The following is a 16,549-nucleotide window of genomic DNA, read 5'->3' on the forward strand; positions in this document are numbered from 1 at the left end:
ATGCCAAAATTTCTGCAACGACGCTGGCACGGCTATCATACCGTCTGGGCGTTCATGCTGATGCTGCTCCTGATTATAGCAGTCAGTGTCTATAACTGGGTTATTGGTGTCGCCTGTCTGTTTCTGGCCGGCACGCTGTGCTTCTCGATGCTGCAGGCAGAGCTGGCGTTCCGCCGTAATCTGGTGGAGTATATAAACGGGCTTTCATTCCGGATTAAGCGGGTAGAGGGTGAAGCGGTCAGTATGCTTCCGCTCGGCATTATCCTGTACAGCGAGGACCGGACGGTGGAGTGGAATAACCGCAATGCCGGAGATATTTTCACCCGCAAATCCTTGGTAGGAGAAGAAATGCAGGATCTGCTGCCTGACCTCATGCCCTTGTTGACGGGCAACGTTCCGGTGAAGCGGGAAGCTGCCAAGGACAATGCGCTGAAGGATGTCCGGCAGGAAATCACAGTGGACGACCGGTATTATCAAGCGGTGGTTATTCCCAGCGAGCGGCTACTGTATCTGTATGATATCACTGAGCTGGTGGTGCTGCGGGAACGTTATGAGGAAGAAAAGCTCGCCATCGGCATCGTGATGATGGATAATCTCGATGAAGCAGCGCAAGGCATGGATGATCAGCAGCGCACATCTTTGATCGCCAAGGTGGCCAGCGAGATTACGGAATGGAGCAAGCAGTTTGAGGTATATCTGCGGCGGTTGTCTTCAGAGCGCTACCTCATGCTGCTCAATCACCGCAGCCTGCAGGCGCTGGAAGAGAGCCGGTTCGTAATTCTGGATGAGGTCCGGGAAATGACTGCCGACCTCAAGGTGCCGATGACGCTGAGCATCGGACTGGCTTATGGCACTGAGTCGGCCAGTGAGCTTGGAGCGCTGGCGCAGTCCAGTCTGGATATGGCGCTGGGCCGGGGCGGCGATCAGGCCGCTGTGAAGGCAGGACAGCGCTTGTCTTTCTACGGCGGCAAGAGCAACGCCGCGGAGAAGCGCACCAGAGTGCGGGCCAGAGTCATCGCCCACGCGCTGCGTGATCTTATGCAAGAGAGCGACCGGGTGCTGATTATGGGCCACCGGGCACCGGATATTGACGCCGTAGGGGCGTCCATTGGTCTCTTAAAGGCGGCTCAGATGTACAATGTGGAAGCAAACATTGTAATGGAGACGCCGAATCCCTCCATTACCCGCATGATGGAGCAGATCCGCCGGGATGAAGAGCTGAACAGGTCCTTCATCTCAACGGAGCAGGCGCTGCAGGTTATGACTGAGCATACGCTGCTGATCGTCGTGGACACACACAAGGCGTCGATGACGATGGAGCCGCGCCTGGTGCAGTATGCCAGCCGGATTGTGGTGGTTGACCACCACCGCCGGGGCGAGGAATTCATTAATGATGCTGTACTGGTCTATTTGGAGCCATACGCTTCCTCCACCTGCGAGCTGGTCACGGAGCTGCTGCAGTATATCCATGAGAAGATCAAGCTAAGTCCGCTCGAAGCCACGATGCTGCTCGCCGGAATTACGGTGGACACCAAGCATTTTGCGCTGCACACGGGATCGCGCACCTTTGAGGCGGCTGGATTTCTGCGGCGGATTGGTGCGGATACGATCCTTATTCAGCGCATGCTGAAGGAGGATCTGCAGGAGTACATTTCCAAAGCGGAAATCATCAAGCATGCGCGGATGGTGTATGACCATATAGCGCTGGTTGTGACGGCGCCGGGAATGAAGATTCCGCAGCTTCTGATTGCTCAGACGGCGGATACGCTGCTGGGAATGACGAATGTGGTAGCTTCATTCGTCATTAGCGAGCGGCCTGACGGCCTCATCGGCATCAGCGCCCGGTCACTCGGGCGGATGAACGTGCAGGTGGTTATGGAGAAGCTGGGCGGCGGCGGACATTTGTCCAACGCTGCGGTACAGCTTGAAGGAACAAGTAAGGAAGCAGAAGCCAGACTGCTTGCGGTGCTGGCTGAAATCGAAGCGAAAGAGGGGCTGTTCGAATGAAGGTCATTTTTATAAAAGATGTCAAGGGTCAAGGCAAGAAGGGTCAAGTCAAAGAGGTATCGGAAGGTTACGCAACCAACTTCTTGCTGCCGCGCGGATTGGTTCGTCCGGCTACTGAGGGCAATGTGAAGACGCTGGAGAATCAGGCGGCTGCTGAACAGCGCCGTAAGGATCAAGAGAAAGAGGAAGCGGTGGAGCTTGGCAAGAAGCTGGACGAGCTGACGCTGACTCTAAAGGCCAAAGCCGGAGAGGGCGGCCGCCTGTTCGGCGCCATTACAAGCAAGCAGATAGGTGAAACGCTTGCTGCGACTCATGGCATTTCGATTGATAAGCGCAAGATTGAACTGAGTGATCCGATTCGTCATGTGGGTACATTCCAGGTAGCAGTCAAGCTGCATACTGAAGTAAAGGCTAACCTCACGGTTCAGGTAACGGAGGAGTAACATGGGTGGAGATCTCTTTTTCGATCGGATTCCCCCGCAGAACCTGGAGGCGGAGCAGGCTGTAATCGGCGCTGTGCTGCTGCAGGACGAAGCGCTTATTACCGCGATGGAGCGGGTGAATACCGAAGACTTCTACGATAAACCGCATCAGATGATATTTGAAGCGATGGTGCAGCTCGGAGAAGAGAGCCAGCCGATTGACCTGGTTACACTGACGTCCAGACTGCAGGACAAGGGACAGCTTGAGGATATCGGCGGTGTCAGCTATTTGGCAAAGCTGGCGCATGCGGTTCCGACTGCGGCCAACGTCGATTATTATGCGCAAATTATTGAAGAGAAGGCGATGCTGCGGCGGCTGATCCGCACAGCGACGCAGATTGTCAGCGAAGGTTATACGGGCGGGGAAGATGTAGCCGATATGCTGAGTGATGCTGAACGGCGGATTCTGGAGATATCCAACCGCCGCAGCGGCAGCGGGTTCATTGCTATCCGTGATGTGCTCATGCAGGTGTTCGACCGTGTGGAGATGCTACATCAGAATAAAGGCGGCACTTCGGGGATTCCTACCGGCTTCGTTGATCTCGACCATATGACCAACGGCTTCCAGCGCAATGACTTGATCATTGTCGCGGCCCGTCCTTCCGTAGGGAAGACGGCTTTTGCACTGAATATTGCCCAGAATGTGGCGGTACGCGCCAAAGAGACCGTAGCCATCTTCAGTCTGGAAATGTCGGCGCCCCAGCTTGTTCAGCGTATGATCTGCGCCGAAGCTAATTTGGATGCCAACATTATGCGTACCGGCGACTTCAAAAGCGATGATGATTGGTCAAAGCTGACAATGGGTATTCAGTCTTTGTCGGAGGCGGAAATTTATATTGATGATACTCCCGGGGTTACGGTTACAGATATCCGCGCTAAATGCCGCAGACTGAAGAAGGAAAAAGGCCTCGGCATGATCGTCATCGACTATTTGCAGCTCATTCAGGGACGCGGCAAGGGCGGCGAGAACCGCCAGCAGGAGGTATCGGAGATATCCCGTACCTTGAAGCAAATTGCCCGTGAGCTGGATGTCCCTGTCATTGCCCTCTCCCAGCTTAGCCGGGGTGTGGAGCAGCGTCAGGATAAACGTCCGATGATGAGTGACCTTCGTGAATCCGGCTCCATCGAGCAGGATGCCGACATTGTTGCTTTCCTGTACCGTGACGATTACTACAACCAGGAAACCGAAAAGAAGAATATTATTGAAATTATTATCGCGAAACAGCGTAATGGTCCCGTTGGCACCGTTGAGCTTGTGTTTCTGAAAAATTTCAACAAGTTCGTCAACTACGAGCGTGCCCACAACGAACCCTTTGCAGGTTAGGCAGTTTTCGCACAATATCCGAACGATCACACATTTCATCGTGAGATCGTTCGTTTTTGTTTGACTTTAAAAAGTACCGCTGTTACACTGATTATTGTGCTTTAGCAGGTTAAACCGCTTTGGCGCCCGCAGGGCTGCGTACATAAGAAATACGTACTGGGCCCATATTATGAAAAATAATGGTGCTAAGCGAGGCACCTACGGAGGAATGAACATGTCAACGGTAGTCGTCGTGGGAACACAATGGGGAGACGAAGGCAAAGGGAAGATCACGGACTTTCTGGCAGAAAGTGCAGATGTGGTCGCTCGGTATCAAGGAGGAAACAATGCCGGTCACACGATTCTGATTGACGGGAAGAAGTTCAAGCTGAGCTTGATTCCATCAGGTGTATTTTATAAAGAGAAGACTTGCGTAATTGGCAACGGAATGGTTATCAATCCGGAAGCCCTAATCCAAGAAATTAATTATATTCATGAGAACGGCTTTGATACCAAGAATCTGGTGATCAGTGATCGTGCCCATGTCATTATGCCTTATCATATGGTTCTGGATGCTCTGGAAGAGGACCGCAAAGGCCCGAACAAGATCGGCACTACCCGCAAGGGAATTGGCCCGGCTTATATGGATAAGGCGGCCCGCAACGGTATCCGCATCGCCGATCTGATGGACGCAGAGGAATTTGAGCTTCGCCTGCGCCACTTGATGGAAGAGAAGAACCAGGTTATCACTCAGGTCTACGGAGCGGAAGCGCTGGATGTGGAAGAAGTGCTGACTAAATATTTGGAATATGCGGAAGTGCTTCGCGGCTATGTTACCGATACTTCGGTTGTGCTGAACGATGCGATTGATGCTGATTCCAAGGTATTGTTCGAAGGCGCGCAAGGCGTCATGCTGGATATTGACCAAGGTACTTATCCATTCGTTACTTCATCGAATCCGTCGGCCGGCGGTGTCTGCATCGGTTCCGGTGTAGGTCCGTCCAAAATCAAGCAGGTTATCGGGGTTGCCAAGTCTTACACTACCCGTGTCGGCGATGGCCCGTTCCCTACCGAACTGAATGATTCCATCGGTGACTATATCCGTGAAACCGGTCATGAGTACGGTACAGTAACCGGACGCGCACGCCGTGTAGGCTGGTTTGACAGTGTAGTGGTGCGTCATGCCCGCCGTGTCAGCGGCATCACCGGTCTGTCTCTTAACTCACTAGATGTGCTTACCGGACTCGAAACGGTGAAGATTTGCACAGGCTACAAGTATCGCGGCGAGGTGATTACCCACTATCCGGCAAGCCTGAAAATGCTGGCGGAATGTGAAGCCGTCTACGAAGAGCTTCCAGGCTGGAGCGAGGATATTACTTCGGCCAAAACGCTGGATGATCTTCCTGCGAATACCCGCAAATATGTGGAACGGGTATCGGAGCTTACCGGCATTCCGATCTCGATCTTCTCCGTGGGCCGCAACCGGGAGCAAACCAATCAAGTGCTGCCAATTTATATTTAAGCTGAATATGCATTAAGCCGACATAAGGGGCCTCATTTGAGGCTCCTTTTTTTTCCATATTAATATGTTTCCCTGGCAGGGTTCTAGTCAATACTGGATGGATGGAAGGTATAAAGACCTGATTCCTGAAAGTTTGGATATGAACATAGCGCAAGGGAGAGATAAAGATGAATTTAGTAAAACGGGCACTTGCCGTCTGCCTGATTGTTGTTCTGGCCAGCGGACTTTCCATTCTGACTACAGCATTTGTTGTAAATACGTATATTCAGTCTGTGCTGGCAAGCTTTGATATTAAGCTGGACGGCCCGGAGCCGGGAATTGGCGGATTCATGAAGAGTCTTGTAGGGATGAACAGTAAAGATACAACTGCTGACAATGCGGAGACAAATAAGGCGAAAACACCAATCCAGGGGACGGATAAAGGGAGCACCGGCAATAAGGACAGCAAAAGCGGTGAGCAGCCAGCGGAGGAGAAGGTCCCTGAGAATGCTCTGCCCGTAATGGGGGGAGTTTCGGGTGGTGGGGAACAGGGCGGGAGCGCTGCCGATCAGCAATTGGTAATGACGCCTGAAGCGATGCGGGATATGAAAGACAAGCTGCCAACCGATGAAAAAACCAATATATTCAATATTCTGATGACCAAGCTGCCCCCGGATGAAATGCAAAAAATCTCCAAGATTATGGAGGATGGATTAACAGAGAGCGAAGTGCAGGAATTGCAGCAGGTTATTGCCAAATATGTAGACCCGGATGAATATAAGACCTTAATGAAAATGCTTACACCTAGTGCAACAGCTACACCACAAAATTAAAAATTGTCATTTTTCAGACACAACAAAGCCTTTGAACGATCATATTTTTGGATAAAACCCGCCATTTGCGCGGGTTTTGCCATGTAGAGAAAGTTGAAATCCTTCTTCGGGCTATGGTACAGTAAAAAAGGACTAAAAGGGGTTAATTTTTTGTAACCTTTTTCCGCTTTGTAACAGCATGATTATTCATACTAACGCAACAGAAAAATAGATGCAGCAGAATATATACAAGGGGCCGTATATCAATAGCTTGATCGCTCTAGGAGGAATGAATGGGCGGACTGAAAGGGAGAGTTTCATGAAGGGATTTAAGTTCATGCGCCGGTTGGGGAATATGCGGAACCAAGAGGAGGAGCGTTCAGCCCAATTTGGTGCAGAAACCAAACCTCGGAGAATCCGGCGCTCATGGATTGCAGCTTCTGCCGGACTGATGCTGCTTGGGGCCTTCGCGGTCGGAGCGGAGAAGAAGCACGTAGCGGCGAACACAGTGACCTACTACAAGGTTTTGGTGAAAGGCGCGGAGATCGGAAAGATCAGCCAGGAGGCCGAGCTCGATGGGCTGTTCGAAAAGAAGCGGAAGGAATACCAGATCAAATATCCTGACTCGGTGATGGTGCTGCAGACAGACGGTATTACTACAGAACCAGAGAAGGCGTATAAGCCGGAGATTGACAGCGCCGCAACACTGGACAAGCTGGATAGCATGCTTAAGGCTTATGCGGTAGGCGTGCAATTGACTGTGGGCGGCAAGGTGCTTGGAATCGTCAAGGATCAGGAGACGGCGGCTGCGGTGCTGAAGGGAGTTAAGGAGCATTATCTTCCAGAGGCCCAGGCTTCCACAGGAGCCCAGCTCAAGAAGACAGCAGCTTCAAGCGCGGCCAAAACCTCGGCTGCAGGCGCAGACAAAGTAGAATCGGCTGCGATCCGCGAGAAAGTGTCCATTGCTCCGGTAAAAGCCGACCCGAACAAAGTGCTGAGTGTAGAGGAAGCTGTCAAGACGCTTACCGAAGGCAAAGAGGCGCCGCTGCTATACACAGTGCAGGAAGGTGACACGGTTTCCGGCATCGCCAAGCTGTATGGTACGACTCAAGCTGAAATTTTCCGCAACAATCCGTCTGTCGAAGAATTGACCCTGCAAATTGGGGACACGCTGCAATTAACCGTACCACAGCCTGACCTCACAGTAGTAACTGTAGAGCAGGTTGCAGAGAAGGTTGTTACTGAGCCGGAAGTTGTTGTGCGGACGAGCAATCTGCTCCCTGCCGGCAAGAGAAAGGTGGTCCGTCCGGGGCAGACCGGCCTCAAAACGATGCAGTACCGCTTAACCAAGGAGAACGGTCTGGTCGTCAAGGAGGAATGGCTGGGACAGACGGTAGTGCAGGCTTCACTGCCGGAAGTAGTGTACCGGGGAACCAAGGTGATCGGAGAAGGAACGAAGACGCCGGAAACCAAGGTTGCCTTAGAAGCAACAGGGATGTTCGCCTGGCCGGTGGTCGGTGCGTCGATTTCCAGCAGCTATGGCGAACGGTGGGGACGCGTACATAAGGGCGTGGACCTGGTATCCGGTAACCGCACGATCAAAGCCGCCGATGCCGGAACGGTCAGCTTCGCCGGTGTACAGAACGGATACGGCAATGTAGTTATTGTGGATCACCACAACGGATATATTACGTATTACGGGCATTTAAGCAAAATCTCCGTTTCCCCGGGCCAAAGGCTTGAGAAGGGCTCCAAAATCGGGATTATGGGCAGCACCGGACGTTCAACCGGCACCCATCTTCATTTTGAAATCCGCAAGAACGGGACAGCGATCAATCCAATGAGGTTTTTGCAATAATCCATATGACAGGTTCGGCCGTCCGAATGATTTCGGGCGGTTTTTATATTTCACGCAGGAGCAGAATGTATATCGTAGGATGTGGCGCCAGATCAGGTATGTTAAAATAAAAGAATCAATGATAAGTAAGGGTAGAAAGGTGAAGCTGAGCCTATGCAGATGGGAACGATTCTGGTAGTAGATGATGAACAGCCTATTGCTGATATATTGAAATTCAATTTGGAAAAAGAGGGCTATGAGGTGATCTGTGCCTTTGACGGCAACAGCGCAGTAGAGCTGGCATTGTCCAAACGGCCCGATCTGATGCTGCTTGACCTGATGCTGCCCGGCAAGGACGGCATGGATGTCTGCCGTGAGGTGCGGTCCGCGCATCTTGATATTCCGATCATTATGCTTACAGCCAAAGACGGGGAAATCGACAAGGTGCTGGGTCTGGAGCTTGGGGCGGATGATTATGTGACCAAGCCGTTCAGTACGCGCGAGCTGCTGGCCAGAGTCAAAGCGCAGATGCGCCGCCAGCATAAGCCGATGCCCTCCGAAACGCAGAGTGAACCGCTGGAGAGCAAGCAAGGGGTGCAGCATTTCGGTCTTTTTGTGGATACGGATATGTACATGGTCTACAAGGAAGGCGAGCCGCTTGATCTGACCCACCGGGAATATGAGCTGCTCTATTATATGATTCGTCACGCCGGCAAGGTGATGACCCGGGAGCATTTGCTGCAGGCCGTATGGGGCTTCGAGTATTTCGGTGATGTGCGGACCGTTGATGTAACCATCCGCCGTCTAAGAGAAAAAATTGAGGAGAACCCTAGCAAACCGGAATATATTTTTACCCGGCGCGGACTCGGTTATTTGATGCATAGCCCCAAAAACGGAGGGTTGTGATGAAGGGACTGTCCTTTTTCCGGACGATACAGGCGAGGCTTATTATTATCTATGTGCTGCTGATTCTGATCGCCATGCAGTTGATCGGTGTATATTTTGTCAGCTCGATGAAGAATTCACTGACCGATAATTTCACCAAGGATCTGAAGGCGCGCGCAGAAATGCTCTCTATCCTGACCGCCGACAAGCTCGGCAGCCAAGCCGGAACGGCAGATGAAGAAACTGCTGTAGAGAGTCTGCGGGGCATGGTCAACAATCTCTATATCAACGGTGCTGAAATTCAGGTTCTGGATGCAAGCGGTAAAATTATCACCACCTCTGTCCCTTCGCAGAATGATTATGTCGGCCAGCGCAACACGCAGACTGTGGTCAGCCGCGCTCTGCAGGGGATCAGCGACAATGAAGAATACATTATTGCCGACGACAATGTGCGAAAGAAGGTAGTCGCCAAGCCGGTGCTCTCCGGCGACAAGGTCGTAGGCGCAATCTATATTGCTGCCGACATGAAGGATTTATACGCCACAATGAGCCGGATCAATAGCGTATTTCTCTCGGGACTGCTGCTGGCTCTGGCGCTGACGGCCGTTCTGGGTGTTATTCTCGCTCATACGATCACGCATCCGATCAAGGAAATGACCCGTCATGCCACAGCGGTTGCGGAAGGACGCTTTAACCGTAAGATGCCTGTATTCGGCAACGATGAAATCGGCCAGCTAAGCCAGGCGTTCAATTATATGACTGGAAGGCTTCGCGAAGCCCTGTCACAGAATGAGGAGGAGAAGGAGAAGCTGGCTTCCATTCTGACGAACATGAGCGATGGTGTAGTGGCTACGGATGAGAGCGGTGTGGTCATTCTGATGAATACCCGCGCAGCACATATGCTAGGCTCCGAAGGTCCACTTCCTGAGGGCGCTCCCCTGGACGAGCTGCTGGGCCTCGACCATGAGCAATCGGGATCGCTTGCCCAGGGCAACGCCCAGTCGGCCATGCTCCATCTCTCGCCCGTGGGGGGCGGCAGCTCCAACATCGTGCGCGTCACCTTTACGCCGATTCACCGCCGGGAAGGCCGGGGAATCGCGGGCACGATTGCTGTGCTGCAGGATGTGACTGAGCAGGAGAACTTGGAGGAGTCCCGCCGCGAGTTCGTAGCCAATGTGTCGCATGAGCTGCGGACGCCGCTTACGACCATCAAAAGCTATGTCGAAGCGCTGGATGACGGCGCACTTGATGATCCGCAGCTGGCTGTGCGGTTCGTTGGAGTTATCCGCAATGAAACCGAGCGGATGATCCGCCTCGTTACGGATCTGCTGCATCTTTCGCGGCTTGATTCGAAGGAATCCAGCCTGCGCGTTCAGCAGACCGATATCTCCGAGATGCTGGAGGATGTCGCTGACCGCTTCTCATTTCAGATTCGCCAGAAGCGGATTCATATCAGCACAAGAGTCCGCAAGGAGGTTGAGAGCGCCTGGCTTGACCGCGACCAAATTGATCAGGTGCTGGGCAATCTGGTCTCCAATGCGCTGAAGTATACGCCGGAGGGCGGAACAATCCAGCTTGAGGCGCTGAAGAATGAAGAAGGAATGTTGGCTATTTCTGTAAGGGATACCGGGATTGGAATACCGAAAAAGGATATTGAGCGTATTTTTGAACGATTTTACAGAGTGGATAAGGCCCGCTCGCGGAATATGGGTGGAACTGGCCTGGGGCTGTCCATTGCCCGGGAAATTGTTAAAGCGCATGGCGGCTCTATTTCCCTGCAATCCGAGCTTAATGAAGGTTCGCTCGTAACCTTCACACTGCCTCTGAAGGAGCAAAGGGGGAGTGAGTCATGAAGGAAAAAGTGAAATCATGGATTCTGGCGCTGCTTGTGTTCGGAAGTCTTGTAGAGAGCTATTACCTGATCTACCGGCTGCCGGGCAGCGATTCGGCGGTCATGTCTGAGAATCTGTATGTGAAGACGGATAACATGGGGCCGGAAGAAAAGGTAGAGAATCTGCTCTATCCCGATAAAATGATCATCCATATGGGGGAAAGCAAGCATACGCTTTTTTATCCAAGCACCACTTTCTATAATCTTATCCTGAACCGCTTGAAGGGACGCAGCTTTGAGAGCTTTCAGCGGCGCTCTGTGCAGGATTTCGATTGGGATAAAATCCGTAACGAGAACCCGGGGATTGAGCTGTCCTATGGTGCAGGCATCCCGGTAACGCTGCTGCAGCGGGTGATGCAGTTGTCTCCTGATTCATTGTTTGAAGGGGAGAGCATCGACCGGATTTGGATTTACAATGTTAAAAATGATTCCAAAGCGCATGCCATCTTCTTCAGCACCCGGGGCGATATCGTATATGAAGCAGCCAAAGCCGACCTCACAGTTCAGGACGTGCAGCAGCATGTTGATTTCGGAAAAAATCTCCCTAATTATACAGCCGTGAACGGCGACTATTACGTACCGGAGGGCAAGGTATCCATGGTTGAGGCGGAGATGCCGTCCGGCATGTACACTATCCAGCAAATGCAGAGCAATCTCTTTTTTGATGCAGGAAGCACCAGATATATCCCGGAGAAAGACGGAACGGAGATTTATACGGACAGCAAACGCAGTCTTCAGGTGGATCAGGAGCAGAACTGGATGAGCTACAGCGATCCGGCGGCCCTTCCAGCCGGGGAAAGCACGCCGGCGAAGGACGCTCTGGAAGCTGTTGACTTCGTCAACCAGCATGGCGGATGGAATGGAACATACCGGCTGGAGGCGACGGAGGAGGGGCGGCAGGAACGGAAGGTTTCTTTTCAGCAGTTCTACGGCGACTCGCCTTATGGTTCGTATCCGATCATTAGCCAGCCACGGCTGAAGTATGGAATCATTAATCTGGAGCTGCAGCAGGGAACGGTATCCTCCTACGAGCGCTCCCTGATGTATGTGCAGGAGGCTAAGGCGGTTAAGCGAATTGTCGATCTGCCGGTAGGAGACAGGCTGCGCAATCAGTTGGCGCAAATCAGCCAGGTATCGGCGGTAAAGGATTTGACTCCGGCCTATGTGCCTGTCGTGAAGAGAGAATCGCTGCAGCTTCGCCCGGTATGGCGGGTTACATTGGAAGACGGCACTGTGCTTACGTTGAACTAGAAGTGACGGAGGGGAAGGTATGGACTGGGGAAGAGCGAAAAATGTAATGATTTACGCCTTTTTAGTGCTGAACCTGCTGCTGTGTTATCAGCTCTGGATCGATCTGCGCGATCAGGCCAGTGCCAACCTGGATTTCACCTCCTTGTCCCAGGAAACACAGGCGGTAATGGAAGAGAAGGCTATCCGGGTGCTGTGCCCGATCCCGGCAGCCACACCGCAGCTTCCGAATATTACGTACCATTACTCCGGCGATGAGCAGAATGATCCTCCGGTTCAGTTGAAGGAGCCTGTAGACAGCAAGCTGATCTATTCCTCGTTCACGGAGCTGAGTAGTGCCCTGCAGGGCCAGATCACGGATATTGCTAATTACCGCTTCGATTCACAGGAAAGTGAGGTCGGCAAGTTCGTGCTCCATCCACTGGTCGATAAGAAATATTCGCTGTTCAGAGTCAGGCTGGAGCTGATTAACAGCGACCAGAAAATTGTGGCGTACCGCTGGACGAAGATTGAGATTGAAGCCGGCAGCGAAGACAAAGCGCAGAAGGTGCTTCCGGCTTCCCAGGCGCTGAGCAGCCTGATTGAAAAATATTTACCGGCGAATTCAGTGGTCAAGGAGATTGAGCTTGGCTACTACGGCGAGCTGTTCAATTCCGAGAGCCAGGTAGCTTCACCCATGTGGCGGTTCATGCTGGAGAATGGCAATGCCTATTATGTGGATGCCATTAGTGCGGACATAATTAGTCCCAAGACAACAGAGTAGAAGTAGAAGGAGCAGGAGAGAGATGGGAATATCATTTACGGTGCTGTCGAGCGGCTCTACCGGTAACGTAACGGTGGTGCGGAACGGGGAAACCACGCTGATGATCGACGCCGGTCTAAGTGCAAAACGGATTGATGAGCTGCTGGCCATGCGCGAGCTAACGGGTCAGGATATCGATGGAATTCTGGTAACGCACGAGCATTCCGATCATATTAAGGGGCTCGGAGCTATGGCGCGCAAATACGATCTTCCGATCTACGCCAACACCAATACCTGGGGAGCGATAGAGAAGGGAATCGGCAACATTGCCGAGCATAACCGCATAATTCTGGAGACTGGGCAGCACAGGGATTTCGGCAGTCTGCGGGTAGAGTCGTTTGCAATCTCACATGACGCTGCTGAACCGGTGGGCTACAACTTTTATGACGGCAAGGAGAAGCTTTGTGTCGCGACGGATCTTGGCTATGTCAGCGATAAAGTGCGGACGGCGATTTCGGATGCCGATGTCCTTGTGCTGGAAGCCAATCATGATATTGAAATGCTGAGAATGGGACGTTATCCGTGGAACACCAAGCGGCGTATTCTTGGCGACCTGGGCCATTTGTCCAATGAGGCGGCGGGGGCGGCGCTGAGCGAGATTCTTACAGGGCGGACCAAACGCACTTATCTGGCTCACTTGAGCCGGGATCATAATATGATTGATCTTGCGAGGATGTCGGTGCGCGGGGCGATGGAAGACCGGGGCTGTTTTTTCAAAGACAGTGAATTCAGGCTGTGTGATACCTACTATGACCGTCCTACGCCATGGGATAAGGTGAGTCAGTCATAAGCCGGTCCATTTCGGCGATTTTATGCTCCAGCTCTTGGCGTGAGAAGAGCCCTTTATCAATCAGCAGCTCGATCATCGCACTTTGAACAAGAACCAAATGATAATGCTCATCCTTGAGATCACCCAGCTTGCCGATAAATTGCACGAGGTCCATGCTTGTTCCAAAAGATTCCATTTTGCCTTCCTCCTTCGATGCTGAATATACACTTTAACTGTAATAAATTTACACAAAATTTACTGCAGAAAAAATACGGAACGGCCGCTGCCTGTGATACAATTGTATAGAACAGATCAGGTGCAAGACAGGATTAGCTGTTTCTACTATTGTAGTCTTTTAAGTTGCAGAATATTCCTCAAAAATACGTAACGATTTATGCTAGGCTGCAAGAATAAGAGAGCCTTTGTACAAATATAAGAAAGTATAAGTTTCACGCTATACTTTATCCTTATATTTCTCGCTGAAACAGATACCGTCCTTCTATGGACGGCGCGGCGTTTCTACTTGTTATAAGCCGCACCTATGCGGTAATGAATCAGTTGAAACCTTTTAGTGCCTCCTGGAGTCTAAGAGATAAAGTAATAAGCTCGGACGTGGTTGCTTGGCGTTCAGGTCTTGAATGCAGTAGCAATAGAGGGGAGAGGGTGTAACGGTGGGACTGTTTGATGATGATTTCTATTCAACGAAAGTGTCGCGGCGCATAAGCAGGGAACATGAGGCCTCCAGTGGAGCTGGCAGCCGTAAATGGGCTGTGCGCAGATCGCGGAGGGGACTAGCAACGTGGCAGGTGGCAATGATCTGCTCCATAGCCAGCGCTGTGATGTCGGTGCTTCTCTTCAGTATGGTCACAGGGCAGTTCACTCATGTGAAAGCCAATTCACCGGCAGTGATAGGTAAGCTCGCTGTAAGCAGCGGCGATCCCTTTGACCGGATTGTTCAGGCAGCCGCTCTAGTGCGTCCTGCGGTAGTAAGCATTATTAATCATAAAGAAGATAACAAGGAACTCAATATCCAGGATCAGTCGGCATTGGGTTCAGGGGTTATATATAAGAAAAACGACGGCAAGGCCTTCATCATCACCAATAATCACGTGATTGATGGTGCAGGCAAGCTGGAAGTGGTTACGGTTGACGGGGAGACCCGCAAGGCGACACTTGTTGGTGCGGATAAAGTAAGCGACATCGCGGTGCTCTCCATAGACGCCAAAGGCATCAATACCATTGCCCAGATTGGCGATTCCTCCAAGCTGCGTTTTGGTGAGACGGTGATCGCCATCGGCAATCCGCTGGGACTCGGGGATTCGCTAACCTCAGGTATTGTCAGCTATACCGAGCGGACCATTCCCGTATCGCTGAACCAGGATGGCGTATATGACTGGGAGCAGGAGGTTATTCAGACCGATGCCGCGATTAATGAGGGCAACAGCGGAGGCGCACTCGTAGATCTGAACGGCAAGGTAATAGGCATCAATACAATGAAGATCTCTGATACAGGTGTGGAAGGCCTCGGCTTTGCCATTCCTGCCAATCATGTGATAGAAACGGCGGATGAACTGACAGCCAAAGGGAAAATAGCCCGTTCGTACTTAGGTGTATATTCCGTTGATCTGAACAATCCTTATGTGCCGCTGGCAGAGGACCAGCGCAAGGAGCTGAACCTGCCGACGAGTGTGAAGGATGGGGTAGTTGTGCTTGATGCCGTAGGTCCAGCCAAGGAAGCGGGACTGCAGCTCAATGATGTCATTACGAAGTTTGACGACCAGCCGATTACATCTACGCTTTCACTGCGGAAATATCTGTACGATCACACTAAGATCGGCGATGAGCTTACAATCACTTTTTACCGCAATGGGGAAATGAAGCAGGTCACTGTGAAGCTTCTTGAGAAGCCGGAGGAATAAAAACGCATCAGGCAGTATATAATGATGAAGCAGTCACATAAAGAGAGGCGGCGAGCCGCCCTTATAATTATTATTTAAGGGCGGCAACCGTTTCTAAGTGAAATACTTAGGGTAAAGGATAGTGAAGGAATTAATTTATATAGTTTTTATATGCTGGTAGCCCTTACATTGGGAAAGTAACCTTATAAGGGGAAAAACGGAGAAATTCGGATGAGCCAGCTTGCCTTTGTTAATGAGGTGTGGTAACATGAAAATTAATCATACAATTGATACCTGATTCACGTATTGAAAAGGGCTGTCAACTGAAGCACAACCTTTTTCAATGTGTGAATTTTTTCTTTGTTTGAAGATAAAAAGAACATATTAATTTAAATTTGTGGAGGTAACACACATGCAAACAGGTACAGTTAAATGGTTCAACGCAGAAAAAGGATTCGGATTCATCGAAGTTGAAGGCGGAAGCGACGTATTCGTTCACTTCAGCGCAATCACTGGCGAAGGCTTCAAAACTTTGGATGAAGGCCAACGCGTTGAATTCAACGTTGTTCAAGGCAACCGTGGACCACAAGCCGAAAACGTTGTAAAACTGTAATAATAGAAGGAACCGTCCCGCTTGTGAAAGCTGGGACGGTCTTTTTTTAGAATTATGAGGAGTAAATATCCTTATATTCTCAATGAAACGGTTGCCGTCCTTAGAATAAAGGGCGGCAACGCCGTTTTTACTTGTCTGGATTCTCGGGCTTGTTACATAAAGGAAGGGAGGAACGGCAATGAACTACCGGAAGAAGCCTTTGGAGGAAGTACCAGAGGAAAATACTGAAATATGGGCCTGTACCAACGATGGATGTAACGGATGGATGAGGGATAATTTCGCATTTGAACATGCGCCTTCTTGCCGTCTCTGCAACTCTCCGATGGAGCGTTCCATGAAAATGCTGCCACAATTGCTTAATTCGAATGGCGATCTAAAATCGCTGAAGAAGGGCACTTCCATTAGCTAATGAGCACCTTTATGAGTCAAGCTTTTTCTATAGAATGATGTACACATCCAAGACGGTGAAACCGTCTTATTTTTTTTGCTTTATGAACGTAA

Annotated in this window: 15 protein-coding genes; 14 read left to right on the plus strand and 1 reads right to left on the minus strand. The window is 51.2% G+C overall.

The features are described from left to right. The 11 genes from ACX1DY_RS14710 (at nucleotide 1) to ACX1DY_RS14760 (ending at nucleotide 13,558) form a co-directional block, all read left to right on the plus strand. Nucleotides 1-2,007: a DHH family phosphoesterase gene (locus tag ACX1DY_RS14710; protein WP_458964939.1), complete on the plus strand. Its 2,007-nt coding sequence runs from the start codon at nucleotides 1-3 to the stop codon at nucleotides 2,005-2,007. After that, on the plus strand, nucleotides 2,004-2,450 hold the full coding sequence (gene rplI, locus ACX1DY_RS14715) for a 50S ribosomal protein L9 (protein ID WP_458964940.1): 447 nt from the start codon (nucleotides 2,004-2,006) through the stop codon (nucleotides 2,448-2,450). The genes ACX1DY_RS14710 and rplI overlap by 4 nt, the downstream gene beginning before the upstream one ends. A 1-nt stretch (nucleotide 2,451) precedes the next feature. Then, entirely contained in the window at nucleotides 2,452-3,813 is a 1,362-nt protein-coding gene (gene dnaB, locus ACX1DY_RS14720) for a replicative DNA helicase (RefSeq protein ID WP_458964941.1), read from the plus strand. Nucleotides 3,814-4,027: 214 nt separating this feature from the next. Next, on the plus strand, nucleotides 4,028-5,314 hold the full coding sequence (locus ACX1DY_RS14725; RefSeq protein WP_458964942.1) for an adenylosuccinate synthase: 1,287 nt from the start codon (nucleotides 4,028-4,030) through the stop codon (nucleotides 5,312-5,314). A 167-nt stretch (nucleotides 5,315-5,481) separates the two neighbouring features. Then, nucleotides 5,482-6,126, plus strand: coding sequence for a hypothetical protein (locus tag ACX1DY_RS14730; protein ID WP_458964943.1), 645 nt, complete (start codon nucleotides 5,482-5,484; stop codon nucleotides 6,124-6,126). Between the two features lie 298 nt (nucleotides 6,127-6,424). Then, nucleotides 6,425-7,963 carry a peptidoglycan DD-metalloendopeptidase family protein gene (locus ACX1DY_RS14735; protein ID WP_458964944.1) on the plus strand — a complete coding sequence of 513 codons (1,539 nt, stop codon included), beginning with the start codon at nucleotides 6,425-6,427 and terminating at the stop codon, nucleotides 7,961-7,963. 153 nt (nucleotides 7,964-8,116) lie between these two features. Further along, nucleotides 8,117-8,848 (plus strand): response regulator YycF, encoded by a 732-nt coding sequence (yycF, locus tag ACX1DY_RS14740; RefSeq protein WP_019914571.1) that lies wholly within the window; start codon nucleotides 8,117-8,119, stop codon nucleotides 8,846-8,848. Next, nucleotides 8,848-10,680 carry a cell wall metabolism sensor histidine kinase WalK gene (gene walK, locus ACX1DY_RS14745; protein WP_458964945.1) on the plus strand — a complete coding sequence of 611 codons (1,833 nt, stop codon included), beginning with the start codon at nucleotides 8,848-8,850 and terminating at the stop codon, nucleotides 10,678-10,680. The genes yycF and walK overlap by 1 nt, the downstream gene beginning before the upstream one ends. Beyond that, entirely contained in the window at nucleotides 10,677-11,969 is a 1,293-nt protein-coding gene (locus ACX1DY_RS14750; protein WP_458964946.1) for a YycH family regulatory protein, read from the plus strand. The genes walK and ACX1DY_RS14750 overlap by 4 nt, the downstream gene beginning before the upstream one ends. Before the next feature lie 19 nt (nucleotides 11,970-11,988). Next, entirely contained in the window at nucleotides 11,989-12,729 is a 741-nt protein-coding gene (yycI, locus tag ACX1DY_RS14755) for a two-component system regulatory protein YycI (RefSeq protein WP_458964947.1), read from the plus strand. Between the two features lie 22 nt (nucleotides 12,730-12,751). Then, nucleotides 12,752-13,558 carry an MBL fold metallo-hydrolase gene (locus tag ACX1DY_RS14760; protein WP_458964948.1) on the plus strand — a complete coding sequence of 269 codons (807 nt, stop codon included), beginning with the start codon at nucleotides 12,752-12,754 and terminating at the stop codon, nucleotides 13,556-13,558. On the opposite strand, the gene ACX1DY_RS14765 is transcribed toward ACX1DY_RS14760, so the two are convergent. Further along, a complete protein-coding gene (locus ACX1DY_RS14765; protein ID WP_458964949.1) occupies nucleotides 13,527-13,733 on the minus strand; it encodes a hypothetical protein in 207 nt (68 codons plus the stop codon). The two genes, ACX1DY_RS14760 and ACX1DY_RS14765, sit on opposite strands and share 32 nt — an antisense overlap. 475 nt (nucleotides 13,734-14,208) lie before the next feature. Here ACX1DY_RS14765 and ACX1DY_RS14770 point away from each other — a divergent pair, with 475 nt between their 5' ends. The 3 genes from ACX1DY_RS14770 to ACX1DY_RS14780 all read left to right on the plus strand — a co-directional run bounded on the left by ACX1DY_RS14770 (nucleotide 14,209) and on the right by ACX1DY_RS14780 (nucleotide 16,457). Continuing rightward, nucleotides 14,209-15,456, plus strand: coding sequence for a S1C family serine protease (locus ACX1DY_RS14770; protein WP_458964950.1), 1,248 nt, complete (start codon nucleotides 14,209-14,211; stop codon nucleotides 15,454-15,456). A gap of 391 nt (nucleotides 15,457-15,847) precedes the next feature. Beyond that, nucleotides 15,848-16,048: a cold-shock protein gene (locus ACX1DY_RS14775; protein WP_039878010.1), complete on the plus strand. Its 201-nt coding sequence runs from the start codon at nucleotides 15,848-15,850 to the stop codon at nucleotides 16,046-16,048. A gap of 178 nt (nucleotides 16,049-16,226) precedes the next feature. Then, on the plus strand, nucleotides 16,227-16,457 hold the full coding sequence (locus ACX1DY_RS14780) for a cold-shock protein (RefSeq protein ID WP_019914583.1): 231 nt from the start codon (nucleotides 16,227-16,229) through the stop codon (nucleotides 16,455-16,457). Nucleotides 16,458-16,549: the final 92 nt, after the last annotated feature.

It is taken from the genome of Paenibacillus sp. BAC0078 (assembly GCF_054483875.1).